Genomic DNA, 21,171 nt, shown 5'->3' on the forward strand with positions numbered 1-21,171 from the left:
CGCCTCGTCGATGATTCAAACGAAAATCCCCGGGACAGGGCCCGGGGATGATCACGTCCAATCGGTTGCCGCTCAGCCCTTGGCGGTGCTGGTCTTGCGGCTGAAGGTCTTGCGCAGGTTGTCGAAGAGTTCGATCTTCACGCCGTTGCGCTTCATGATGAAGCCCTGCTGGGTCACCGAGAGCAGGTTGTTCCAGGCCCAGTAGATCACGAGGCCGGCCGGGAACGAGCCCAGCATGAAGGTGAAGATCACCGGCATCCAGGCGAAGACCTGCTTTTGAACCGGGTCCGGCGGCTCTGGATTCATCTTCATCTGCAGCCACATGGTGATGCCCATGATGATCGGCCAAACGCCGAGCATCAGGAAGGGGCCGACCACCGGCAACGCGCCCGGATTGAAAGGCAGGAGGCCGAACAGGTTGAAGATCGTGGTCGGATCGGGCGCGGCGAGGTCGCGGATCCAGCCGAAGAACGGCGCATGGCGCATTTCGATGGTGACGAAGAGCACCTTGTAGAGCGCGAAGAAGACCGGGATCTGGATCAGCACCGGCCAGCAGCCGGCGACCGGGTTGATCTTCTCCTTGCGGTAGAGCTCCATCAGCGCCTGCTGCTGCTTCATCTTGTCGTCGGCATAGCGCTCGCGGATGGAGGCCATCTCCGGCTGCACCGCCTTCATCTTCGCCATGGAGGCGTAGGACTTGTTGGCGAGCGGGAAGAACAGGATCTTCAGCAGAACCGTGACGAGCAGGATCGCGATGCCGAAATTGCCGAACAGGTGGAAGAAGAAGTCGAGCACCTTAAAGAGCGGCTTGGTGATGAAGTAGAACCAGCCCCAATCGATCAGGAGATCGAAGTTCTTGATGCTGTACCGCTCGTGATAGGCATCGACGGTCGCGACCTCCTTGGCGCCGGCGAAGAGGCGCTGGGTCACTTCCGTGGTCGCGCCGGGCTGGAGCGTCTGAGCTGCGCCGGCGATCGTGGCTTGGTAGGTGCGATCCGTCGTCTGGCCCTGCTGCGAGGTGAAGGAGCCCTGGAAGGGCTGCGTCTGATCGGGAATGACCGCGGCGGCCCAATACTTGTCGGTAATGCCGAGGAAACCGCCGGTGACGGAGTTCCAGATCTGGCCGACCGTATTGCCGCCCGAGATCGGCTCCTTTTTATCAAGGTTCGCGTAGGTGATTTCCTGCAGGCCCTCGTCGCCGAGAACGCCGATCATGCCCTCATGCAGCACGTAATAGCCGAGAGTGACAGGGCGTCCGTGGCGGGTAACGAGGCTGTAGGATTGCAGCGTCACGGGAGCCGAGCTGCGGTTCTCGACCGTGTCCTTCACCGTGAACATGAACTTGTCGTCGACCGAGATCGTGCGGCGGAAGACCAAACCCTGCTCGTTCTGCCAGGTCAGGGTAACGGGGCTGTTGGGGGTGAGCGAGGTCTTGTCCGCCGTCCACACGGTATTCTGGTTCGGCAGGCTGCCGGCCTGCGCGCCGATCCAGCCGAATTCCGCGTAGTAGGGATTCTGGACGCCGGTGGGCGACAGGAGCACGATGATCGGGCTCTTGGGGTCGACAGTCTCGCGATAGTTCTTCAGGGACACGTCGTCGATGCGGCCGCCGCGCAGGTTGATCGAGCCGGCGATGGAGGGCGTATCGATGGTCACGCGCGGCGAGCGGGCAAGGGCCGCCTCGCGGGATTCGATCGTCGGACCGGTCGGCGTGCTCGGAACCGTTCCGGGCACGGTGGGCGAGGCACCGCCGGCCTGGCTCGGGCTCGCGGGCGGATTTGGCGCCGTCGGATTGACCTGCGTGGATTGCTGCTGCTGGGCGGCCTGCCGCTGCCTTTCGGCCTGGGGAGCCGCAAAGAAGTATTGCCAGCCTAGCAAAACCGCCAGCGACAGGGCGATGGCGATGATGAGGTTTTTGTTGTCTTCACGCATGGGAATGTCCGCGACGCTCGCCGTTAGGGGGAGGTGAGGAGGATTTGGTACGCTCTGCGGGGGACGCACTTTTCGGCTTGGTGACTGCCCGCAGCGCGCGCCGAAGATCGTCGATGAGCAGATCGAAATCGGCTGCGAGGATTTCGCGCCGTCCGATGACGACCACGTCCGCATCGATGTTCGCGTAATCCTGGCCTGCCGTCGGAATGGCGGCCCGGAGTCGGCGCTTGATCCGGTTGCGTTCGGTGGCGTGGCCGACCCGCTTCGTCACCGTGAGGCCGAAGCGCAGGCCGAGGCCTGAACCCTCGCGCAATCGAGCCTGGACCGACATCCGCTCGGTATGAAAGCGGCGGCCAGAGGCCGCCGCGACGAAGTCAGGTCTTTTCGTCAGACGCCCGAGGCTTAACTCTGCGCGAGGCTCGCGCATCGGGCTATCCTAGGCTGCTTACGCCGAAAGGCGCTTGCGGCCATGGGCGCGGCGAGCGGCAATAACCTTACGGCCACCCTTGGTCGCCATGCGCGCACGGAAGCCGTGGCGGCGCTTGCGAACCAGCTTGCTCGGTTGATACGTCCTCTTCACGGCACATCTCCGGTCGAATGGGGCAGCGGTGCTCGATGGCTCGCGCCCGTCTAGTAAGATGGGGTTGCCCCCGAAACTGTTTCGAAAAAACGATCAGCGCCCCAGAAGAGCGCTGTCAGCTTGCGGGCTTATGACGGAATGGAGGGGCAAAGTCAACGCCGCTCTGGCCTTTATGCGGCAATCAGCCCGGCGTCCAGATCCGGTAGGTTTGTCCCGGTCAGGCGTTACATATCCCACCGAAACCAGGAGAATCCGTGGCCGAGACGCCGCCAAAATTCCATAGAACGGAGAAGCCCGGCCGTCTCCGGCGCATTTTGCCTCTCGCACTGCTGCTTGCGGGCTTGACGGGTGTTTTCGCAACCGGTCTGCACCGTTCCTTCAACCTCGAGACCTTCATCCATTATCAGGCTGGGCTTCAGGAGCTCGTTGCGGCCCATCACTGGACAATGCTGGGGCTTTTTGGCCTGATCTATGTGGTGGCGGTGACCCTGTCCCTGCCGGTTTCGGCCTTCTTGACCACCATTGGCGGCTATCTTTTCGGCTGGGCTCTCGGCGGGATCGCGGCCTCTATGGCGGCCACCCTAGGGGCGATCAACATTTTTCTGATCGCCCGGAGCTCCCTGGGAAGGCCCCTTCTGCAGAGGGCAGGCGCCAGGATCCAAGGCCTCGCGGCCGGCTTCCGGAGGCAGGCCTTCCTCTACCTGCTCTCCTTGCGCCTGATTCCCATCGTGCCGTTCTGGCTGACGAATCTCGCCGCCGCCTTCTTCGGCATGCGTCTGAGGCCCTTCGTCTTGGCAACACAACTGGGCATGCTGCCGGTTTCCTTTGCCTTCGCCTTCGCCGGATCGGGGCTCGACGAGGTGATATCCCGGCAAGAGAGGCTTCGCGCCGATTGTCTTGCAACCGGTCAAAGTGATTGCGCTGTCGATTTCAATGCCGGAAGCCTGTTGACGCCCGAGTTGATGATCGCTCTAGCTATCTTAGGAATATTGGCGCTGGTGCCGGTTGGATTGCGACACTGGCGCAGACGCGTCGTCGACGAGGGGTAATGGTCAAGAAGGCAGAGAGGACTGGCGGGAAGGGGTCATGCCTACCTACCTTTATCCCAGGTCACGTTGAGCGCGGCGATGGAGTTTCCGAGAGCGTCGGCTCAAAATCCGTGATCGCGGCGGCCGGGTTCTCCGGTTCGCCGCCTGGAATGAAACCGGAATGAGCCGCGAGCCGACCACCTTCACAGGACGTTTTTTCAGCCAGTTCGGGCTCTCCGCCCGTCTGCTCATGCTGACGGTGCTCTTCGTGATGATCGCGGAAGTGCTCATCTACGTGCCCTCCGTCGCCAATTTCCGGCTAACTTGGCTCAACGACCGCTTGGCGGCAGCGCAAATCGCCGCCATGGTTCTCGATGCCGCGCCTGAGGAAACCCTGTCGGAAGAGCTGGAAATGCGTCTTCTGCAGGGCGTCGGCGCCAGGGCGATCGCCTTGAAGGGTGGCGGGCGCAGGAGCCTTCTGGCAACAGGCGATGTTCCGCCCGAGGTGAGCAAGACGGTCGATCTGCGCGATACGAAGTGGATGACCCTGGCCCAGGACGCCCTGGAGGTTCTGTTCAATCCTGCCGACAAGCCCATCCGGGTCATCGGCTCGGGCATGGGAGTCGAGTTCGTCGAGATGATTCTCGATCAGCGCCCCCTGCGCCATGCCATGATCGAGTTTTCGCGCAACATCCTGCTGCTGTCCCTCTTCATCTCCGCCATTACGGCGAGCTTGGTCTATCTGACCCTGCAATGGGTGATCGTGCGGCCCGTGCGGCGGCTCACCGGCAACATCGCGGAATTTTCCAGCAACCCCGAGGATGCCTCTAGGGTCATCCAGCCGACCGACCGCGTCGACGAGATCGGTTTGGCCGAACAGGCGCTCGCCCGCATGGAGACGACGCTGGCCGACGAGCTGCGCCAGAAGCGGCGCCTCGCGCAGCTCGGGCTGGCGGTCAGCAAGATCAACCACGAGCTGCGCAATATGCTCACCACGGCCCAGCTCCTTACCGATCGCCTCGACCGGGTCAGTGACGAGAGCGTCCAGCGCATTGCCCCCAGGCTCGTCAACACTCTCGACCGGGCGATTGCCTTCTGCGAGACCACCCTGGCCTACGGACGTGCAACGGAGCCGCTGCCGCAGCGGCGAATGATTCCCCTGGCGCCTTTGATCGCGGAACTGTCGAACCTGACCGATCTTGCGCCGGAGGTGGGCATCGCCTTCGAGGCGCAGGTACCGGAAGACCTGATGATCGACGCCGATCCGGACCAGCTTTCCCGGGTCCTGGTGAATGTGGTCCGCAATGCGGTCCAGGCCCTGAGCCAGACCGGGTCGCCCGAGGGACAGCCGCGGATCGACGTGACCGCGGAGCGGGAGGGAAGTACGGTTTGCATCCTGATCAAGGACAACGGTCCCGGCATCCCCGAGCGGGCGAAGGCCAACCTGTTCACGCCCTTCCAGGGCTCAGCTCAAAAGGGGGGGACGGGCTTGGGTCTGCCGATCGCGGCGGAGCTCGTTCAACTCCATGGCGGGACGATTACTCTCGATGAGAGCCATGGAAAGACCTGTTTCAAGATTACGATCCCGGATCGGTTGTCCGCGATCGGGACAAACTGAGGCATTCCGCATATCTTCTGCACGAAGAGGCTTGCCAACCGGATCAGATCCCTCTATGTCACCGGCCTCGGCCAACGTTGCTTCCCGCAACGACCTGCCGACCAAGCGCCCGTAGCTCAGCTGGATAGAGCACCAGACTACGAATCTGGGGGTCAGAGGTTCGAATCCTTTCGGGCGCGCCATTCTCCTTCTCTACATTGATGCAGGCAAGACAAAGGTTCGAGGCCGCAACCTTGTGCGCCGCAGCCTCGCGCGCGTCTCTCCAAAGTCTCTAAGTTCTAAGTCTCTAAGTTCTAAACCTCGGCGGCTGGGGTGATGCCGAGATCGTCGAGCTTGGCTCGAACCTCCGTGACCGACCGCTTCAGCTTCAGGCTGATCACCGATACCGGGACTCCCTCCCTGGCGAGCGCCAGAAGAGCTTGAACGGCCTCATAGTTCCAGTGTTCTCCAGCAGGGTTCATGGCAAGCTTCTCCCTATGCGCGAAGCGGAAGCGTCCGCTGCAAGTGCGGCGAGATGATGAAAAACATGCTTTGAGGAACCTCCCGCCGCAACCTTAGCCGAAGCTGTGCGTTCCTTCTGGAGGCAGCACAGACAGGGACCCATCATGAGCATTCTCTGGACCATTATCATCGGCTTCGTCGCTGGCGTGATCGCGAAATGGGTCATGCCTGGCCGGAACGAGCCATCCGGGTTCATCCTCACCACCATTCTCGGCATCGTGGGTGCCTTCGTCGCGACCTATCTCGGGCAGGCTCTGGGTTGGTATCGGGCCGATGAGGGGGCGGGTTTCATCGGCGCCATCGTCGGAGCCGTGCTTGTGCTCTTCATCTACGGCCTGATCGCCGGGCGTCGTTCGACATCGTCGTACTGATCGTCCGTCGGGATTTCGGAAACGGAACGCCAGGGGCCACAGCGAAACTGTGGCCCTTCTTGCATCAGCCGTGATGGGCAATGCGGTCGTATGCGTGCGAGCCGGTGAGGGCTGCTTTGACAGGGCAATTGCCGACATAGCCGCGCCAAGCGAGATAGGAACCGCCCAGAAGCGCTAGGACGTTCAGCAGCGGGTTGGGGCGCGGTTTGGCGGCTGCGGCCGCAAGCCCGAGGCCGGCCAGCATATAAGCGCCGCGCTCGGTCATGCTGAGATTGGGCTCTCCATCCATCATGTTCATCGCGTCGATTCTCCTTTTTGACCTTGGCCGAACGCGACGTGAAGCAGTGTTGTTCCGCCACGTCGTGGAGCAGAAAATTTGGAAGGAACCTCAAAGCTTGGCCCTCGTTGAGTCCACTCTCAACCGAGGAGCGTGACAATGGCAGGCAAGGACAAGACCTTGAACGACCTGTTCCTTCATACGCTGAAGGATATCTATTACGCCGAAAAGCAGATCCTGAAGGCTCTGCCGAAGATGGCCAAGAATGCCGAGTCGGAAGAACTGCAGCAGGCTTTCGAGACGCATCGTGAAGAGACGGAAGGCCAGATCGAGCGGCTCGAGAAAATTTTCGAAATGCTCGATAAGCCGGCCCGCGGCGTGCAATGCGAGGCCATCAATGGCCTCATCGATGAAGGCAAGGAAATTATGGAAGACTTCGCCGACAGCGAGGCTCTCGATGCCGGCATCCTCGCCGCAGCACAGGCCGTTGAGCATTACGAGATCACCCGCTATGGCTCTCTGAAGACCTGGGCTCAGGAACTGGGCATGAGCGATGCCGCAAAGCTCCTCGATCAGAATCTTCAGGAGGAGAAGAAGACCGACAAGCTGCTGACCGAACTCGCTGAGGCACGCGTGAACACGAAGGCAGCCTGAGGGCTCTTCAGGAATGGGCCTCGCGCTCCCTCGAGCGCGAGGCCTTTCTATTTGCGGCGTTCCAGACGATAAGCCTCAATGCCGATGGGCAGGGGCCGGTGCAACCTCCGTGTCCAGGGTCAGGCGCATAGATCCTGATGGCGTGATCTCGAGCGAGGCTCTCATCGTATCGGGGTACTCGACCAGATGCATGAAAGCCAGAAGCCTCAGGCGCACGATGGGAGGAAAACGGGCAAGACAATGCGCCAGGTTCTTGGTTGCACGGTCGGTCATCTCCTCCTGTACGGAGGCGGAGAGGGGAGGGTTCTCCTCAGGCAGTGACATGCGGCACTCCATCAAGATGAGAGGGAATCCCGGAATCCCGCGACAGGCAGGGGCCGCTCAGACCGGCCAGCTTTTGGATATGCTCCAGACTGTCCTCTGAAATGCGAATGGCCGCCGCGATGCAGGGCTGACCCTCGACCATGGTCGGCAGACCGAGCGGATGCACCTTGAAACCGGCCTGCTGCCAGCGGGGCAGCCACCACATCTCGACGACGGCTGTCACCTCCGTAATCCCCTCTTCGAGGCAGAATTGCTGGAAGGCTGCCAGGAGCCGGCAATCCGTGCGACCGGTCCGCCGTTCCTTGACGATGAAATAGCGCGTGCATTCGAGGATGGTGGGCCCGGCCAGAATGCCGGGCTCCTTCACGAGGTGAGGGAAGGTCTCGCTGATCATGTGCGGCAGGAGGGTAGGATAAAGCCTCAGACCGCCGATGACCCGGCCCTTGTCGAGAACGATGAGATATATGGCGTGGTCGTTGTCGTAGGCATCTATCTCCCGTCCGTCGGGACGCCTGAGGTCATGCCATCCTCGTTCGTTGACGAAAACCTCATGCCTGAGATGGAAATACCCGTCGAGAATCTCTGAATAACGGGCTTTGTTGTTTTTGGTGATCACTTGAATTGAGGTCATGCCCCATGCTCCCGATTTCTCGAAGAGCAGTGTTCACGGCCTAAGGCGTTTGAATATTGTAGGAAATTACAGGTGCTTTTACGTCACATCTCGATGAGGCGATGCTGAAGGGCCCGAGCCACGGCATGGGTCTTGTTGGCAGCACTCAGCTTCTGGCAGGCGCTGCTGATGTGGGCCGTAATGGTCCTTTCCGTCACGCCGAGGATCTCGCCCGTACCCGCAGCCGACTTGCCCAAGGCGGCCCAGCGCAGGGCCTCTTTCTCGCGGACGGTCAGCGGGTTGGGCTGGGGAGAGGGGGCTAGGATCAACCTGGCGCGCTCGAAAGCGTAGATAGCCATCAAGTGAAGGGCGGGCTTGGTCTGCGGTGTCAGATCGAGATGGGGACCGCTCATGGAGAGGCATGCTTCGAAGCCGTGCAATCCATGGATTGGCAGGCAGTAGCCCTGCTTCATGTTGAACTCTGCCGCCCCGCGCATGATCTCCATCCCTCTGGGATTCGTTTCCGGATCGTAAGGCGCCTCGGCCCATTCGAAGGGCTGGACGGTTTGCCGGCAGAGGCGGATGACAGGATCATGGCGGTCATACCCGTGCTGGATGTAGCGCCGATACCAATCCAATGGCCATTTCTTCAGCAGGACCAAGCTCTCGATCCGTTGGTCCGGATGGGGCAGCCCCGCCATGATGAAATTCTCGAAGCCGAAGCGGGCAAAGGAGCGCTCCATGGCATCGACGATATCTTGTGGGGGTTTCCAGACGGTCGAGCTCCTCGACGAATTCAAAGGCTTGTGCCGTATGATCAAGGCTACGAGCGCTCAAGAGCACCTCCGAGGACTTTCAATCAGAAATGTCATATAATAAAGTTACTCAACCCATGGATTAATGCAATAACTATGCTACCAAAGGTTTGCAAAACGGCCTAGATAGGAAAAGCTAGAGAAAAGCAGGAGCGGCGTTTGCAAAAGAAGTCCCCCAATCAGATCGACAAGCATATCGGAAGTCGGGTCAGGGCCCGGCGGATCATGCTCGGAATGAGCCAGGAGAAGCTTGCGGATGCCTTAGGGCTCACGTTCCAGCAGGTTCAGAAATACGAGAAGGGCGTCAACCGCATCGGCGCAAGCCGTCTGCTCCATATTGCCGGTGTCCTGGATGTCAGCATCGAATTCTTCTTCGAAGGAGCTCCCGGATTGCGTGCTGGAGGCTTCTCCGACGATAGCCTCGTGGCTGAGTTTCTGACGCGATCGGAAAGTGATCGCCTCGTCCGCGGTTTCCTGAAGCTGAAGGACGACGAGGCGCGCAGGAAGGTTGCCGATCTCGTCGATTGGCTCGCATCGGCCAGTTAAGATTTCTTTCCCGGTCGAGCTTCGACTAGGGACACCTCAATCCCTAAGATATTGAGCCTCCGAGACGTTCGGAACCTGCCGCGCTTCTAATGGTTACTCACTCACGATTGAGAGAGGTTACCATGGGCGTGGGACAGCAAAATACCAACAGGCAGGATAACGGCAACGAGGATTGGGATGCGCTCAAGGGCGATGTCGGCGACCTTGCCGGCGCAGCAGTGGAGCGTAGCCGCTATTTCATCGATTCCGCGCGTGAACAGGCGACGGATTATGTCGACCGCCGCAAGGACGATGTTGCGCAATCCGTTGCCGATTTCGCTACGTCCTTGCGCGAATCCACCCGGTCCTTCGATGAGCGACCCAACATCCGCGCCGTCGTCGATACCGCAGCGGAAGGGCTGGAGCAGCTTGCGGATTCCATTCGTGAGCGCACCTTCGCAGACTTCTTCAACGAGTTCGAGGATGTGATCCGTCGCCGTCCGGCCACCGTGGCAGCCGTATCCGTCGCTGTTGGCTTCCTTGCCGCACGTTTCATCAAAAGCACGGCTGAGGATCTGCGCTATGACCGCGTGAATACGAGTCCGGCTCAGAGCAGGCAGGTTCACGCGCGGCAGGCCCAGCGGCCGCGTACACAATCTGGCTCCTGATGGAGGCTGCCATGCACGGCAACGGCAATCAAACCATTCAGGGTCTCGTCGGTGAGGCGCTGCGGGAATCGACCGATCTCGCGCAGAAGGAATTCACCCTCTTCAAGACCGAGGTCTCCCAGAACATTCGCACCCTTTTCATGGGGCTTGCCATGGTCGTCGTAGCGGCGGTTTTCGCCGTTGCAGCCGTCATGCTGCTGACCGAGTCCCTGGTCGAGTGGCTGGCCACCGTCGTCAACTCCGAGGCGCTTGCCGCGCTGATCGTCGGCGGCATGCTTGCAGTGATCGCCATCGGTCTCGGGCTGTGGGGACGCAGCGCCATGATCTCGTCCTCGCTGATGCCGCAACGGACGATGCGTTCACTCAAGCGCGATGCGGAAGTTCTCTCCGAAAGAGGTACATGATGACGACACAGAGTCTGCAGGAGATGGAGAGAGACATTGAGCGCAGCCGCGCTCAGCTTGATCGGACTATCGATCGTCTTCAGGACAAGATGTCCGTCTCCGGCGTCGTCGACGATATGCTCGGCACAGCCCGCAATGGGCAGTACGGACCGCTTTACGATAAGGTGCTGGACACAGTCAGGCGTAACCCGGTCCCCGTCATGCTGATCGCCATGGGCATCGGGCTTCTTGCTTACCGGCTCGGTCAGTCTGCGAAACCTCGGAGAGCGCGCTTGATCGCGGCCGACGAGGATCTGATCACGGAAGAGCATCTCCTGATGGAGATGGAGGATCCGCGCCTTTACGGTTCAGAGGCTGCGCCTTTCCACACATCGGACGAAACATTCGAGCGTCCCGGTATGAATCCCCGACTTTGATGAACAGAGGAGCTTTATTCATGGCCAACAACAAGAACGAAACTGGCAAGCCAAGCGGAGCTCAGTCGAGCACGACCGGCAATGTTTCCGCTGGCACCTCGGTCGGCAATATCGGTGAGCCGCCGATGCCTCATGCTCACGATCAGAAAGCGGCTCATGCTTCCAGTTCAAGCAGCGGAAGCCAAGCGATGGGTCAACGGAAAGATCAATCGCCGCAGCAGCAGACACAAAACAGGAGCGAGTCGGTTGCTGGTCGCGCTCAACACGCTGCGGATCAAGTGCGTCACAGAGCGGAAGATGCCTATGAAGATGCTTCCGAATGGGCGCGCGATACTTATGAGCGGGCCTCCCATTGGGCATCCGATACCTATCAGGGCCAGCGCCGCCGCGTAAGTCAGGTGGGTGGTCGTTCTGCACGTGCCTTTGGGCATGCCCGCGGCGGCGTTCAAAATTACGTCTCCGAAAATCCCATGGTTGTTGGTCTCGTGGGGCTTGCCGCAGGGCTCCTCCTGGGAGCGCTGCTGCCGCGCACGCGTCGCGAGAACGCGATGTTCGGCGAATGGGCAGACGAGGTTCGTAACCAGGGCCTCCGCTATGCTCGTGAAGCGGCCGATCGCGGCCGCGAATATGTGGAAGACGCCTTCAGCGGCGAAGAAGCACGCTTCAGCCGGCACGAAAGCGAGTTCGATGGCCAGCGTGACGCCAACCGCCACTGACCTTTAGATTTCGAAGGATGAACATGTGCGCCGGCGAAAGCCGGCGCTTTTTCATGCATATTTGAAAGGACTTGCCGGAAGCAAAGGCTTCGACCAAAAATAACAACGGCCACGGCGAGATGATGCGCGTACATCCGGCGTCATCATCTCGGCATCGTGACCGCTTCTGGTGGGCGATCACGCCACCAGGTTGGGCATGAGATAGGAACGCGCTGCTCCGGTTTCAAGGGCTTGCTGACGAATGGCTTTACACCCCCGAGGAACGGTGCCTGTTTCTTAACCATAATTCTTCAAAGAACTGTCCTGAAAAGTTCAGACTGGAACGAGGCGCCAACGAACTTGTTGCCCCTGCATATGGATAAAACTTCCTAATCCTAAGGAGCTCGGTGCGAGAGACGGTCCCGTCGAAGGATCGGATGTTGGAGTTGGGGCATGCGTATTCTGATCCTAGAAGACGATCCGTGGATCGCGACTGATCTGCAATCCATTCTCGAGGCCGAGGGGCACGAGATCGTCGATTCCCTCAGTTCCCTCGACGAGGCTTATCGGCATATCGATGATGAATTTGATTGCGCGCTGCTCGATATCGATGTGATCGGCGGTAAGAGCTTCGGCGTGGCCGAGGCTCTCATCGAGCGGCAGATCCCGTTCGCCTTCGTATCGGCCTCCAAACCTTCAGACCTGCCTCAAACCCTTCGGCGAGCCGCCTTCGTCTCGAAGCCTTTCGAAGAGCAGACTCTTCTCGAATCCGTGGAACATCTCGCTGCCAATCGCTTGCCTTGCTGATGACGCCGCGGATGGGAACCTGTGACGGTATCATGACGTCAGCCCTCGTCATGCAAGATTCACGCTTCGGCTTCTGCTGCAAATACATTCCCGAGGATGGCGATGCGCAGGCCGCGCGGGCAATGAATACGAGCACAGTGACGATGGCCTATCTCGCACGGCTCGAGCCGAAGGCTGCGTATGACAAACTCAGCGCCGTCGTGGCTCATAATCTGGAAGCATTCCGTCTGCAGATCGCGCATGTGGCGACACGGCCGAAGATTGAGCGTCTGCATCGCCTGTCGAGCGATCTGCTTCCCGGCTACACTCATTCAAGCTGCAAAGAATTCTATTGCGATCCGGATCTGCGCGGTCTGATTGAAACCAAACTTGCTGCAATGGGGCAGTTCGCTCGTGACAGCGATGTGCGGCTCAGCATGCACCCTGGCCAGTTCTGCGTCATCGCATCCGCCAATCCATCGGCGGCGGTCAGCGGTCTGGCGGAGTTCGAGTATCATGCAGAGATCATGGCGCTCATGGGATACGGTGATGGCTGGCATCCGCACGGAGCACACATCAACATCCATGGCGGTGCCAAGGCTCTGGGGGCCGAAGGTATCAGAAGTGGACTGGTGCGCTTGTCGCATACGGCGCGCAACCTGATCACGATCGAGAACGATGAGGTCAGTTACGGCCTCGGTGATCTCCTGCCTCTCGCTGATGATGTGCCGCTCGTCCTCGATCTCCATCACCACTGGATCATGAGCCAAGGCGAATATATTGAGCCCGAGGACTCAAGGATCGCACGCATCGTCGCCTCCTGGCGCGGTGTTCGCCCGGTGAGCCATGTCAGCGTCTCCCGAGAGGTCCTGCTGCGTGACCAGGACATCGGGGTCTTGCCGGATTTCAAGGGGCTGATCGCGATGGGGATCAAGCCCAGGGACCTGCGTGCCCACTCGGACCTCATGTGGAACGAGGCCGTCAACGATCTGGTGATGCGCCACCTGTCCTGGTCGGATTTCGAAATCGAGGCCAAGCTCAAAAACATTGCCTCGGAAGGCCTGGCTCATCATGTGGAAAAGCGGCGGTCCGGCGGTAAGGGATTGGGATAAAGTTTCAATTTTCTTGATTGGGACTTGGAACCAAACCGTTTTGGCGGCGTTGTCGGGCATTGTTCAGTGAGTCAAGAAGTCGATGCCCGCCGACCCGTCCACCGTTCTCCTCGTCGAAGACGAACCTCTCATCCGCCTCTTCATTTCAGATCTCCTCGAAGATGCTGGCTTCAAGGTGGTCGAGGCTGCCAATGCCGCGGAAGCCCTGGTGCTCCTGGAGGCGGGCCTGCCTGTGAACGTCCTTTTGACGGATGTGGACATGCCTATGGGCCGCAACGGCTTCGAACTCGCGCATCAGGTCCATCGATCTTGGCCTGAAACCGAGATTCTCATCATGTCGGGTCGGCAATGGCCTTCTCAAGGCGACCTTCCTCCCGGAGCGGCTTTCCTCGCCAAGCCATGTCCCAATGAGGCCATTGTGTCCCACGTCCTCTCTGCGGCTGAGAGGACGAAGCGCCTAAGCCATGTTGCCAAAAGTCCACGGCCTTCCGCGGAACACGCGGCCAAGATCCTCCCCTTTCCGAAAACCGCCTAAATTCCTGAAGTCTGGCTTGCTGATGGCGTTGAGCGGACATAAGCTCTGCCGGAATTGACCTTCTGTCAGGGGGCCGGGCTCCGGTAAGCCTATCCGCGACGTCCGACCGAAGGCTGGTCAATGAGCTTTTCGGGCCTGGTTCAGGGCTGTCGACGAGCTTTCCCATACCATTCCCGGAGGAATAAATGCCGACCAAGACTACAGACGGAAAAGACGGTGCGAAGAAGGCCGCCCCAAAGGCTGCCGGCTCCAAGCCCAACGCTCTTCAGAAGCCTTTGCAGCCGTCGAAGGAACTGGCCGCCATCGTAGGTTCGGACCCGCTGCCGCGCGGCGAAGTCGTGAGCAAAATCTGGGACTACATCAAGAAGAACAACCTCCAGAATCCCGAGAACAAGCGCGAGATCCTGGCTGACGACAAGCTGAAGCCGATCTTCGGCAAGCCGAAGGTGACGATGTTCGAGATGAACAAGCATCTCGCCCAGCACCTGAAGTAAACTGATATCTCTTAGGAATCCTGCCGCCACTGCGTGAGCGGCAGGATATCCGGCCGCTGGCCAGGCGCCTTCTCCCAGGGGTCCACTGCCCAAGCCGTCCCCGTCCGCTTCTCGGCAATGACCGCAGTGAAATGCGGATAGCGCCCGTCGAGGAAGAAGCCGCGCGATTCCGGGTATTCCACCACATGGTGGGTCAGAAGCCCCTGTTCCTGAAGGACCAGAAGCAAGCTCGTGGTGTTCGTCGTCTCATCCAGACAATCCATCTGTCCGGAGACGCCCGACATCTGGGGCGGCGAGCCGGGCATATCGGGCTTCCCGCCGAATGAACTGGCCAAATAGGCCGTGTAAGATCGTATCACCTCGCCCAGGGCCCGTCGCTCCGCATCGGGGGAGCCCTGACTCGATCTCAGGGCAGCTCTCGCCCGACCGATCCACGCTCCGTCGACCGAAATCGCCATCCGTCGCGCGCATCCATAGCCGTGGCAGGCGATAATCTGGCTCCCCGACGGCCCGACATAGCCCTGCTGCTTGAACCAGCTTTGGGCCGGCAGCGAGCCTGCGGTGGCGGATGAAATCGTGAACAGGAGGGGGAAGGCTTTCAAAATGAGAAGTGGCGCCGATCTCATGATGGGGTTACCTATCGCTCGCACGGCTGAGGTGCCCCCGGTCATATAGATCGAGCGGTTCGTCTGCCCATAGGTTAAGCTTGATTGAGTCGGGTTACGACTTTGGAGTTCTCATGTCCCGCATTGTCTTCCTGAATGGATCCTTCCTGCCGATCGAAGAGGCCAAGGTGCCTTTCATGGACCGAGGCTTCATGTTCGGGGACGGCGTCTATGAAGGCATCGGCATGCTCGATGGGCGCCTGATCGACAATGAGGCGCATCTGGAGCGTCTGGAGCGCTCGCTTGCCGAGATCCGCATTCCCAATCCCTATACGACAGCCGAATGGACCTCGATTCAGGAGGAACTCGCTCGCCGCAACGGGATGACGGAAGGCTTCATCTATTTCCAGGTCACCCGCGGTGTCGCGGAGCGGGATTTCTTCTTCCCCGAGAACGCCAAGCCTACAGTCGCGATGTTCACTCAGGCCAAGTCCATCGCCCAAGCTCCGGCGGCGCAGACGGGCATTGCAGTCGTGACCGTGCCGGATCTGCGCTGGCAGCGGCGCGACATCAAGTCGATCAACCTGCTCGCCCAGGTTCTCGCCAAGCAGGCGGCGAAGGATGCGGGCGCACAGGAAGCTTGGCTGGTGGAGGACGGTTTCGTGACCGAGGGCGGCTCTTCGAGCGCCTTCATCGTCACGAAAAAAGGCAGCATCGTCGTGCGCCCGTTGTCGAATGCCATCCTGCCGGGCATCACGCGCAAGTCCCTGCTGCAGCTCTCGAAGGAGGCCGGCATTCCTCTTGAGGATCGCCGCTTCACGGTCGAAGAGGCTTACGATGCCGCCGAGGCCTTCCTGACCAGCGCCTCGAACTTTGTTCTCCCGATCGTGTCCATCGACGGACGTCCCGTCGCTGATGGCAAGCCGGGTCCGGTCACGAAGCGGCTGCGCGAGCTTTACCTGCAGATGGCAAGCGCTCCGGCTCTGGCGGCCGAGTAGCTTTGCCGGAACCCCCTTCTGGGTCGCCCGTTGCCCTTTTCAAAAGGAGCGACCCATGAAGCGTGTGTTGGTCTTATCCACGATCCTGGCAGCCGGCCTCGGCACGGCTGCCCTGGCGCAAAATCCCGAGGTGCTTCAGCAACAGGCCCCGAACATGCCTCCGCTGCAGAAAATGCCGGCCGAGAAGGTGGAGCCGAATCTGAACGGGGCTCAGCCCAACGATCCTTCGGAAACAGGCTCGACTAATACCTTGAGCGACAAGCTGGAGCGGTCCGACGGCGTGATCAGGCCGCCGGAAAATGCCACTCCTGACATCACCGTGCCCGCGCCGGTGCCCGATCCGGGTACGACTCCGGTCATCCCTCCGCCGGGCAGCCCCGGCGGCAATCAGCAGCTGGATCCCAAATAACCCCGCGGCCCGGCGGGGAGGCTACTTTCCTGCCGAGCGCCGCCGCTTGCCCTCGCGGGATCTGTTGTTCTCGCGGGCGTTGCCGGACTGACCGTTGCCGCTCGTCATGATCTGGGCGGCGATTTCGGAAATCCGGCGGCGCAATTCATCGTTCTGGCCAGCGGAACCGTCCAGGTTTTCGAGGGGGCTTTGAGCCTCGTCCCGCTTGCTTTCGATCTCGCGGATCCGTTGCTCCAGGCTCAGGCGGCGCTCCTGCTCGGCAGCGAGGCTCTTGGCCAATTCGGCTAGGCGAAGGCGCTCGTCCGAGAGTTCGTTGTGACGCTCGCCCAAGGCTCGCTCGAAGTCGTTGCCGCGTGCCGTTTGGGTCATCAGGCGGGTTTCGAGATCCGAGATGGTGATGCGCTTGGTGTCGAGTTCGCTCAAGGAGCCCGTAAGGCGGCGTTGCGTATCGGTGAACTCCGTCTCCAGGTGGGCGAGCTTCTCTTCGGCATGGATGAGTTCGGTCTTGATCTTCGAGCGTTCGTTCTGCGCGAGGTCCAGCTCCATGCGGGTGTTGGACAGCTCGTTCAAGGTCGCACGGTGGGCATTCTCGAGGGCGGCTAGCGTCTCGCGCAGGCTCGTGAGATGGGTCTGCGTCTCAGTTTGATCGGCTTCGGTGCCCACGAGGCGGGTCTGCGTTTCGGCAAGCTTGGCTTCCAGCTCGGACACCGTCCGGTCGCGCTCGGTGAGGGTAGCTTCAAGGGCGTCGATCCGGATGGCCCGCCGGCCGAGCTCTTCCATGCTGTCGTGCTTGGCGGCCATGGCCTCCTCTGCCTTGCGCTCGATCCGCCGCTGCAGAACGGCGAATTCCGCCCGCAGGTGATCCTTCTCCGCCGTCAGCTCCGAGACCGACATGGGAAACAGCACCTCGGCCCTGCGACGGGCCAGACGCTCCGCGCGGGCATTAATGGCAGGAATGATGAGAAGCGCGATGAGGGATGCTGCAACGAACCCCAGCGCAAAGATCATGATGCTTTCGATCACGCGGACGCCAACTCCAGTATGCTTGACCGGTAACGCTCAAGCACCTTGCCTTGTGCCTGCGCAGTTTTCCAGAGCTGTCATGCTCCATGACCGCCCGTTGTAGCGCATTCGGAGGTGGTTTCCACCGGCATCGGCGCAGCGCGCCCGCCGGATGATCCTAGAAGGGGTTCCAGGTCGGCTCAGGCGTGAACTTCAGGTAGCCGATATTGACGCCAAGCCGGGCGCCGACACCGGCGCGGATTGGCACCACGATCATCTCGTCCGCCGCCAGGGCCGTCACGCCGAAACCGCCAATGAAATAGGCCGAGCCGTCGATGCCCCCGAAGCGCTTATAGAGGGCGTCCGTGAAGGGCATGTTGTAGACCAGCATCATGGTGCGGGCACCATCGCCGCCCACATCGAAGCCGAGCGACGGTCCTTGCCAGAAAACCTTGCGTTCCCCGGCATTGCGGGTGAACAGCTTGCCTTCGCCATAGCGCAGCCCGCCGAAGAAGGCGCCGGAGGCCTCCTGACCCAGAATATAGCCGTTGGGCTCGCCCCAGCGACGGACGGCTTCCTGCAGGGCTAGGGCCAAGCCGCGGGAGGCGGAGCCGAAGAACTGATGGCCTGACTCGACCAGTTCGTTGGAATTGAACGAGTTGGGATTGCCGGGATTGCTCGCATAGGCGCGTTGGACGGTTTGGGCCGACGCCTGCAGGGGCATCGCGCCGATGAGGGCAGCAAAGGCTGCTGCCGCAAGGATCTTGGACCGGGAGCGCATGGGCTATCTCCTCGCATGAGACAGGGGACAATCCGGCCTCTTCAGGACGGAAGGCTGCTATCGAGGTTCGAACCTTAAGATCATCAACCCTAACAATCTCTGTACGGAAAGCCTGTCCGGAACGCGAGATTCATCATCTGCGCCGAAAGATCCCAGCGAAGACCTGATACTGACGATGGAGTTTCAGGCGGCCGAGACTGAAACGGGCAGGTCGAGGCGCGGCGCGAGGGCGATATCGCCGATGGCCGCGAAGGGGCCATTCCGATAGCCTCTGTCCTCGTGGCCATAGGTCAGGGGGGCTCCGCCCGGACCGACGACACTGCCGCCGGCACGGGTGAGAATATGGTCACCCGCCGCCGTGTCCCATTCCATGGTCGGGCCGCAGCGCACATAGACATCGGCTTCGCCGGAGGCGATGAGGCAGAATTTCAGGGCGGATGAGGTCATCCGCCGCGTGCCGATCGACAGAACCGAAAGGCAGGCTTCCGTGGCGACGTCCCCGTGACGGCGGCTTACGAGCGCCACGAGGTCCTTTTCGGGGGCAGGCCGCACCTTCGCTTCGCGCCAGTCGAAAACCGTCTCTGCCATGTTGGGGAGGGGGCTTTTCCAGGCTGTCTCGCCCGCCATCCAGATCGACCCCATGGCCGGAGCGGCCACGACAGCCGCCACGGGTCTGTTGCCGCGGATCAGGGCGATGTTGACGCTGTATTCGCCGGTGCCGTGGATGAAATCTCCCGTGCCGTCGAGCGGATCGACCAGAAAGAAGTAATCGTCCGTATGTGTGGAGCTACAGGTTTCCTCTGCCACCACCGGCACACCGGTCCAAGCCTCTTCCAGGCGCTTGATGATAAGCTCTTCGGCGGCGAGATCGGCTGCCGTTGTCGGCGTTCCGTCGTCCTTGATCCGCTTGTCCAGAAAAGCGCTTTCCATGCCGCGCAGGACGCGACCCGCCTCCCAGGCGATATGAGCGAGCTTCCGGGCGATCTCGTCGAGGTTTTGACCATCGAAGCGCATCATGGCTTTGTGCCCGTTCGCTTAAGAACTGTCGATCTCTTTTTGCCCGCTTCCCAAAGAACTCGTAGCCGGGTATCCGGGTTCACGTTCTCTTTCCTGTTTGGCTGTATGGGTACGCGTCGAAATCTCGATTTCATGAACATATAGCTGATATTACGGTGCCCCCGGAGCCCTCATGGCCACGATCTCGCTCGATTCGCTCGACCTCGCCGCTCTCCTCTGCTCGCGCGTCTGCCACGACGTGATTTCGCCGGTGGGCGCGATCGTCAACGGACTCGAGGTGCTGGAGGACGACAGCGATGCCTCTATGCGCGACTTCGCGCTCGACCTGATCCAGAAAAGCGCCAAGCAGGCCTCGGCCCGGCTGCAGTTCGCGCGCCTTGCCTTCGGGGCCGCCGGATCGGCCGGAGCCTCCATCGATCTCGGCGATGCCGAGCAGGTGGCCCGCGGGCTCTTTCTGGACGACAAGGTCTCCTTTTCCTGGTCGTCGCCGCGGCTCCTGTTCCCGAAGAACCGGGTGAAGCTTCTTCTCAATCTGGTCATGATCGCCACCACCGCCATTCCGCGGGGCGGTTCGATTGCCGTGACCGTGACGGGAGAGGCGGAGAATTGTGCCTTCACGATCGTCTCGAAGGGGCTGAATGCCCGCATTCCTGCGCATTCTGAGGCGCTGCTCGCCGGCAATTCGGAGTCCGGCACGGTCGATGCCCACGGCATCCAGATCTTCTATGCCGGCATGGTCGCCCGCGCTTCCAACATGGGCGTCGCCTTCAGCATCGAAGGCGACGAGGTGACGATCAAGGCTGCTACGGTTTAAGGCTGTCGCGGCTTCCCTCTTAGAGCATCGGACCCAAAAGTGGGTCCACTTTTGGGTCCGCACGATGCGCTAGCGTTGCAAAAGAAAAGCCCGGCGAAGCGCCGGGCTTTTTCGTTTCCGTTGTCGCTCGCGTCAGATCGCGATGCGCTCTTCCGCTTCGTTCGGCTCACGCAGCACGTAGCCACGGCCCCAGACGGTTTCGATATAGTTGCGGCCCTGCGAAGCATTGGCGAGCTTCTTGCGCAACTTGCAGATGAAGACATCGATGATCTTCAGCTCCGGCTCATCCATGCCGCCATAGAGATGATTGAGGAACATCTCTTTCGTTAGGGTCGTGCCCTTACGAAGAGAGAGGAGTTCCAGCATCTGGTATTCCTTGCCGGTCAGGTGCACGCGGGCGCCGCCGACTTCGACCGTCTTGGTGTCGAGGTTGACGATCAGATCGCCGGTGGTGATCACCGACTGGGCGTGGCCCTTCGAGCGGCGGACGATCGCATGAATGCGGGCCACCATCTCGTCCTTGTGGAACGGCTTGGTGAGGTAATCGTCGGCGCCGAAGCCGAGGCCCTTCACCTTGTCCTCGATGCCGGCCATGCCGGAGAGGATCAGGATCGGCGTCTTCACCTTCGCGACGCGAAGCGTCCGCAGAACCTCGTAGCCCGACATATCGGGGAGGTTCAGGTCGAGAAGGATGATGTCGTAATCGTAGAGTTTGCCGAGGTCGATGCCCTCTTCTCCGAGATCCGTCGTGTAGATGTTAAAGTTCTCGGACTTCAGCATCAGTTCGATGCTTTGCGCAGTCGCGCTGTCGTCTTCGATCAGAAGTACGCGCATGTTCAATCCCCAGCCCTTGCCCTTGAGCTTGTGAGCAGCGGTTGGCTGCCCATCCGCCGCCAGGCCTGCGACGGATGCTCTTTTGAACTGATTCGAAACGCTAATTCAGAATGGTTAACAAACCCTGATTCTGTGATGCAAGCGCTTAACGAGCTTGACAGCCGGATCATCCGCTGAAGGCAATTATCCTGTGGATTCTGGGTAACCATAGGGAACCGCCTTACTCCATCCCAAAAGCTTATTCCGTAAGCGTTTCAACTGAGTCCGGACTCGGATCCGAGGAGACCGTGCCCGTGACCGAGGCAGTGTTAACGAAATCGGTAAACGAAAGGTTTACGAGCTCCGAAGGCGGTGGTCCCGGGACAG

General features: G+C 60.6%; 29 protein-coding genes and 1 tRNA gene. 17 read left to right on the forward strand and 13 right to left on the reverse strand.

Translation table 11 applies throughout. From position 1 onward, the window contains the following. Positions 1-72 precede the first annotated feature (72 nt). Genes yidC through rpmH form a run of 3 tightly spaced genes read right to left on the reverse strand, consistent with a single transcriptional unit; the run spans position 73 to position 2,512 of the window. Positions 73-1,932, reverse strand: coding sequence for a membrane protein insertase YidC (yidC, locus tag ACS5Q1_RS16505; protein WP_473099242.1), 1,860 nt, complete (start codon positions 1,930-1,932; stop codon positions 73-75). After that, entirely contained in the window at positions 1,925-2,359 is a 435-nt protein-coding gene (gene rnpA / locus ACS5Q1_RS16510; RefSeq protein WP_203442793.1) for a ribonuclease P protein component, read from the reverse strand. Before rnpA ends, yidC begins: the two co-directional genes overlap by 8 nt. 18 nt (positions 2,360-2,377) lie before the next feature. Further along, positions 2,378-2,512, reverse strand: a complete 135-nt coding sequence (gene rpmH / locus ACS5Q1_RS16515; protein ID WP_027314822.1) for a 50S ribosomal protein L34 — start codon at positions 2,510-2,512, stop codon at positions 2,378-2,380. Positions 2,513-2,766: 254 nt separating this feature from the next. On the opposite strand from rpmH, the gene ACS5Q1_RS16520 reads away from it, so the two are divergent. The 3 genes from ACS5Q1_RS16520 (at position 2,767) to ACS5Q1_RS16530 (ending at position 5,340) form a co-directional block, all read left to right on the forward strand. After that, complete coding sequence (locus ACS5Q1_RS16520; RefSeq protein ID WP_473099243.1) at positions 2,767-3,561, forward strand: TVP38/TMEM64 family protein; 795 nt, start codon at positions 2,767-2,769, stop codon at positions 3,559-3,561. A 160-nt stretch (positions 3,562-3,721) separates the two neighbouring features. Beyond that, entirely contained in the window at positions 3,722-5,158 is a 1,437-nt protein-coding gene (locus ACS5Q1_RS16525) for a sensor histidine kinase (protein ID WP_473099244.1), read from the forward strand. A gap of 105 nt (positions 5,159-5,263) precedes the next feature. Beyond that, positions 5,264-5,340, forward strand: a tRNA-Arg gene (locus ACS5Q1_RS16530). Positions 5,341-5,451: 111 nt separating this feature from the next. Here ACS5Q1_RS16530 and ACS5Q1_RS16535 read toward each other — a convergent pair. Then, the gene (locus tag ACS5Q1_RS16535; protein ID WP_203442796.1) at positions 5,452-5,619 is read right to left on the reverse strand and encodes a hypothetical protein; all 168 of its coding nucleotides are present in this window, start codon (positions 5,617-5,619) and stop codon (positions 5,452-5,454) included. 144 nt (positions 5,620-5,763) lie between these two features. On the opposite strand from ACS5Q1_RS16535, the gene ACS5Q1_RS16540 reads away from it, so the two are divergent. Continuing rightward, positions 5,764-6,030, forward strand: coding sequence for a GlsB/YeaQ/YmgE family stress response membrane protein (locus ACS5Q1_RS16540; protein ID WP_203442797.1), 267 nt, complete (start codon positions 5,764-5,766; stop codon positions 6,028-6,030). Positions 6,031-6,094: 64 nt separating this feature from the next. On the opposite strand, the gene ACS5Q1_RS16545 is transcribed toward ACS5Q1_RS16540, so the two are convergent. Next, a complete protein-coding gene (locus ACS5Q1_RS16545) occupies positions 6,095-6,328 on the reverse strand; it encodes a YgaP-like transmembrane domain (RefSeq protein WP_203442798.1) in 234 nt (77 codons plus the stop codon). Between the two features lie 138 nt (positions 6,329-6,466). Here ACS5Q1_RS16545 and ACS5Q1_RS16550 point away from each other — a divergent pair, with 138 nt between their 5' ends. Further along, entirely contained in the window at positions 6,467-6,961 is a 495-nt protein-coding gene (locus ACS5Q1_RS16550; protein ID WP_473099245.1) for a YciE/YciF ferroxidase family protein, read from the forward strand. Positions 6,962-7,036: 75 nt separating this feature from the next. Here ACS5Q1_RS16550 and ACS5Q1_RS16555 read toward each other — a convergent pair whose 3' ends face one another. The 3 genes from ACS5Q1_RS16555 to ACS5Q1_RS16565 all read right to left on the reverse strand — a co-directional run bounded on the left by ACS5Q1_RS16555 (position 7,037) and on the right by ACS5Q1_RS16565 (position 8,638). After that, positions 7,037-7,285, reverse strand: a complete 249-nt coding sequence (locus ACS5Q1_RS16555) for a hypothetical protein (protein WP_203442800.1) — start codon at positions 7,283-7,285, stop codon at positions 7,037-7,039. Continuing rightward, complete coding sequence (locus ACS5Q1_RS16560) at positions 7,272-7,916, reverse strand: acyl-homoserine-lactone synthase (protein ID WP_473099246.1); 645 nt, start codon at positions 7,914-7,916, stop codon at positions 7,272-7,274. Before ACS5Q1_RS16560 ends, ACS5Q1_RS16555 begins: the two co-directional genes overlap by 14 nt. Positions 7,917-7,999: 83 nt before the next feature. Further along, the gene (locus ACS5Q1_RS16565; protein ID WP_473099247.1) at positions 8,000-8,638 is read right to left on the reverse strand and encodes an autoinducer binding domain-containing protein; all 639 of its coding nucleotides are present in this window, start codon (positions 8,636-8,638) and stop codon (positions 8,000-8,002) included. Between the two features lie 231 nt (positions 8,639-8,869). Between ACS5Q1_RS16565 and ACS5Q1_RS16570 the strand changes: the two genes are divergently transcribed. The 9 genes from ACS5Q1_RS16570 (at position 8,870) to ACS5Q1_RS16610 (ending at position 14,345) form a co-directional block, all read left to right on the forward strand. Continuing rightward, positions 8,870-9,256 carry a helix-turn-helix domain-containing protein gene (locus ACS5Q1_RS16570; protein WP_473099248.1) on the forward strand — a complete coding sequence of 129 codons (387 nt, stop codon included), beginning with the start codon at positions 8,870-8,872 and terminating at the stop codon, positions 9,254-9,256. A gap of 122 nt (positions 9,257-9,378) precedes the next feature. Next, entirely contained in the window at positions 9,379-9,903 is a 525-nt protein-coding gene (locus ACS5Q1_RS16575) for a hypothetical protein (protein ID WP_473099249.1), read from the forward strand. 11 nt (positions 9,904-9,914) lie between these two features. Continuing rightward, positions 9,915-10,307: a phage holin family protein gene (locus ACS5Q1_RS16580; RefSeq protein WP_473099250.1), complete on the forward strand. Its 393-nt coding sequence runs from the start codon at positions 9,915-9,917 to the stop codon at positions 10,305-10,307. Beyond that, on the forward strand, positions 10,304-10,723 hold the full coding sequence (locus ACS5Q1_RS16585) for a DUF3618 domain-containing protein (RefSeq protein ID WP_203442806.1): 420 nt from the start codon (positions 10,304-10,306) through the stop codon (positions 10,721-10,723). The genes ACS5Q1_RS16580 and ACS5Q1_RS16585 overlap by 4 nt, the downstream gene beginning before the upstream one ends. Before the next feature lie 20 nt (positions 10,724-10,743). Further along, positions 10,744-11,439, forward strand: a complete 696-nt coding sequence (locus ACS5Q1_RS16590) for a hypothetical protein (RefSeq protein ID WP_473099251.1) — start codon at positions 10,744-10,746, stop codon at positions 11,437-11,439. A 432-nt stretch (positions 11,440-11,871) separates the two neighbouring features. Continuing rightward, positions 11,872-12,225 (forward strand): response regulator, encoded by a 354-nt coding sequence (locus ACS5Q1_RS16595; protein ID WP_473099252.1) that lies wholly within the window; start codon positions 11,872-11,874, stop codon positions 12,223-12,225. A 32-nt stretch (positions 12,226-12,257) separates the two neighbouring features. Then, the gene (locus ACS5Q1_RS16600; RefSeq protein WP_473099253.1) at positions 12,258-13,316 is read left to right on the forward strand and encodes a UV damage endonuclease UvsE; all 1,059 of its coding nucleotides are present in this window, start codon (positions 12,258-12,260) and stop codon (positions 13,314-13,316) included. Positions 13,317-13,398: 82 nt separating this feature from the next. Continuing rightward, entirely contained in the window at positions 13,399-13,851 is a 453-nt protein-coding gene (locus ACS5Q1_RS16605; protein ID WP_473099254.1) for a response regulator, read from the forward strand. Positions 13,852-14,036: 185 nt separating this feature from the next. Then, the gene (locus ACS5Q1_RS16610) at positions 14,037-14,345 is read left to right on the forward strand and encodes an SWIB/MDM2 domain-containing protein (RefSeq protein ID WP_203442810.1); all 309 of its coding nucleotides are present in this window, start codon (positions 14,037-14,039) and stop codon (positions 14,343-14,345) included. A gap of 11 nt (positions 14,346-14,356) precedes the next feature. Here the strand turns inward: ACS5Q1_RS16610 and ACS5Q1_RS16615 are convergent, their stop codons facing one another. Then, positions 14,357-14,971, reverse strand: coding sequence for a hypothetical protein (locus ACS5Q1_RS16615; RefSeq protein ID WP_473099255.1), 615 nt, complete (start codon positions 14,969-14,971; stop codon positions 14,357-14,359). Positions 14,972-15,084: 113 nt separating this feature from the next. Between ACS5Q1_RS16615 and ACS5Q1_RS16620 the strand changes: the two genes are divergently transcribed. After that, positions 15,085-15,948, forward strand: coding sequence for a D-amino-acid transaminase (locus tag ACS5Q1_RS16620; RefSeq protein ID WP_473099256.1), 864 nt, complete (start codon positions 15,085-15,087; stop codon positions 15,946-15,948). Positions 15,949-16,003: 55 nt separating this feature from the next. Next, a complete protein-coding gene (locus ACS5Q1_RS16625; protein WP_473099257.1) occupies positions 16,004-16,357 on the forward strand; it encodes a hypothetical protein in 354 nt (117 codons plus the stop codon). Positions 16,358-16,378: 21 nt separating this feature from the next. On the opposite strand, the gene ACS5Q1_RS16630 is transcribed toward ACS5Q1_RS16625, so the two are convergent. The 3 genes from ACS5Q1_RS16630 to ACS5Q1_RS16640 form a co-directional block, all read right to left on the reverse strand. Beyond that, positions 16,379-17,380 carry a hypothetical protein gene (locus tag ACS5Q1_RS16630; protein WP_473099258.1) on the reverse strand — a complete coding sequence of 334 codons (1,002 nt, stop codon included), beginning with the start codon at positions 17,378-17,380 and terminating at the stop codon, positions 16,379-16,381. A gap of 157 nt (positions 17,381-17,537) precedes the next feature. Beyond that, positions 17,538-18,083, reverse strand: a complete 546-nt coding sequence (locus tag ACS5Q1_RS16635; protein ID WP_473099281.1) for a DUF1134 domain-containing protein — start codon at positions 18,081-18,083, stop codon at positions 17,538-17,540. A gap of 240 nt (positions 18,084-18,323) precedes the next feature. Continuing rightward, the gene (locus ACS5Q1_RS16640) at positions 18,324-19,157 is read right to left on the reverse strand and encodes a 3'(2'),5'-bisphosphate nucleotidase CysQ family protein (protein WP_473099259.1); all 834 of its coding nucleotides are present in this window, start codon (positions 19,155-19,157) and stop codon (positions 18,324-18,326) included. A gap of 172 nt (positions 19,158-19,329) precedes the next feature. On the opposite strand from ACS5Q1_RS16640, the gene chpT reads away from it, so the two are divergent. Then, entirely contained in the window at positions 19,330-19,971 is a 642-nt protein-coding gene (chpT, locus tag ACS5Q1_RS16645; RefSeq protein ID WP_203442817.1) for a histidine phosphotransferase ChpT, read from the forward strand. Positions 19,972-20,103: 132 nt separating this feature from the next. Here the strand turns inward: chpT and ctrA are convergent, their stop codons facing one another. Next, positions 20,104-20,805, reverse strand: coding sequence for a response regulator transcription factor CtrA (gene ctrA, locus ACS5Q1_RS16650; protein ID WP_114944720.1), 702 nt, complete (start codon positions 20,803-20,805; stop codon positions 20,104-20,106). Positions 20,806-21,171: the final 366 nt, after the last annotated feature.

Source organism: Microvirga sp. GN3 (genome assembly GCF_055792825.1).

Excerpts from the sequence above, each read along its gene's own strand:
- ACS5Q1_RS16610 (WP_203442810.1), top strand. The coding sequence starts at position 14,037 with ATGCCGACCAAGACTACAGACGGAAAAGACGGTGCGAAGAAGGCCGCC.
- ACS5Q1_RS16535 (WP_203442796.1), bottom strand. The coding sequence starts at position 5,619 with ATGAACCCTGCTGGAGAACACTGGAACTATGAGGCCGTTCAAGCTCTT.
- ACS5Q1_RS16540 (WP_203442797.1), top strand. The coding sequence starts at position 5,764 with ATGAGCATTCTCTGGACCATTATCATCGGCTTCGTCGCTGGCGTGATC.
- ACS5Q1_RS16640 (WP_473099259.1), bottom strand. The coding sequence starts at position 19,157 with ATGATGCGCTTCGATGGTCAAAACCTCGACGAGATCGCCCGGAAGCTC.
- ACS5Q1_RS16600 (WP_473099253.1), top strand. The coding sequence starts at position 12,258 with ATGACGTCAGCCCTCGTCATGCAAGATTCACGCTTCGGCTTCTGCTGC.
- ACS5Q1_RS16525 (WP_473099244.1), top strand. The coding sequence starts at position 3,722 with ATGAGCCGCGAGCCGACCACCTTCACAGGACGTTTTTTCAGCCAGTTC.
- ctrA (WP_114944720.1), bottom strand. The coding sequence starts at position 20,805 with ATGCGCGTACTTCTGATCGAAGACGACAGCGCGACTGCGCAAAGCATC.
- ACS5Q1_RS16555 (WP_203442800.1), bottom strand. The coding sequence starts at position 7,285 with ATGTCACTGCCTGAGGAGAACCCTCCCCTCTCCGCCTCCGTACAGGAG.
- ACS5Q1_RS16590 (WP_473099251.1), top strand. The coding sequence starts at position 10,744 with ATGGCCAACAACAAGAACGAAACTGGCAAGCCAAGCGGAGCTCAGTCG.
- rnpA (WP_203442793.1), bottom strand. The coding sequence starts at position 2,359 with ATGCGCGAGCCTCGCGCAGAGTTAAGCCTCGGGCGTCTGACGAAAAGA.
- ACS5Q1_RS16605 (WP_473099254.1), top strand. The coding sequence starts at position 13,399 with ATGCCCGCCGACCCGTCCACCGTTCTCCTCGTCGAAGACGAACCTCTC.
- ACS5Q1_RS16585 (WP_203442806.1), top strand. The coding sequence starts at position 10,304 with ATGATGACGACACAGAGTCTGCAGGAGATGGAGAGAGACATTGAGCGC.
- chpT (WP_203442817.1), top strand. The coding sequence starts at position 19,330 with ATGGCCACGATCTCGCTCGATTCGCTCGACCTCGCCGCTCTCCTCTGC.
- ACS5Q1_RS16620 (WP_473099256.1), top strand. The coding sequence starts at position 15,085 with ATGTCCCGCATTGTCTTCCTGAATGGATCCTTCCTGCCGATCGAAGAG.
- ACS5Q1_RS16565 (WP_473099247.1), bottom strand. The coding sequence starts at position 8,638 with ATGGAGCGCTCCTTTGCCCGCTTCGGCTTCGAGAATTTCATCATGGCG.
- ACS5Q1_RS16615 (WP_473099255.1), bottom strand. The coding sequence starts at position 14,971 with ATGAGATCGGCGCCACTTCTCATTTTGAAAGCCTTCCCCCTCCTGTTC.
- ACS5Q1_RS16625 (WP_473099257.1), top strand. The coding sequence starts at position 16,004 with ATGAAGCGTGTGTTGGTCTTATCCACGATCCTGGCAGCCGGCCTCGGC.
- ACS5Q1_RS16595 (WP_473099252.1), top strand. The coding sequence starts at position 11,872 with ATGCGTATTCTGATCCTAGAAGACGATCCGTGGATCGCGACTGATCTG.
- ACS5Q1_RS16560 (WP_473099246.1), bottom strand. The coding sequence starts at position 7,916 with ATGACCTCAATTCAAGTGATCACCAAAAACAACAAAGCCCGTTATTCA.
- ACS5Q1_RS16545 (WP_203442798.1), bottom strand. The coding sequence starts at position 6,328 with ATGAACATGATGGATGGAGAGCCCAATCTCAGCATGACCGAGCGCGGC.
- ACS5Q1_RS16580 (WP_473099250.1), top strand. The coding sequence starts at position 9,915 with ATGCACGGCAACGGCAATCAAACCATTCAGGGTCTCGTCGGTGAGGCG.
- ACS5Q1_RS16575 (WP_473099249.1), top strand. The coding sequence starts at position 9,379 with ATGGGCGTGGGACAGCAAAATACCAACAGGCAGGATAACGGCAACGAG.
- yidC (WP_473099242.1), bottom strand. The coding sequence starts at position 1,932 with ATGCGTGAAGACAACAAAAACCTCATCATCGCCATCGCCCTGTCGCTG.
- ACS5Q1_RS16635 (WP_473099281.1), bottom strand. The coding sequence starts at position 18,083 with ATGCCCCTGCAGGCGTCGGCCCAAACCGTCCAACGCGCCTATGCGAGC.
- ACS5Q1_RS16550 (WP_473099245.1), top strand. The coding sequence starts at position 6,467 with ATGGCAGGCAAGGACAAGACCTTGAACGACCTGTTCCTTCATACGCTG.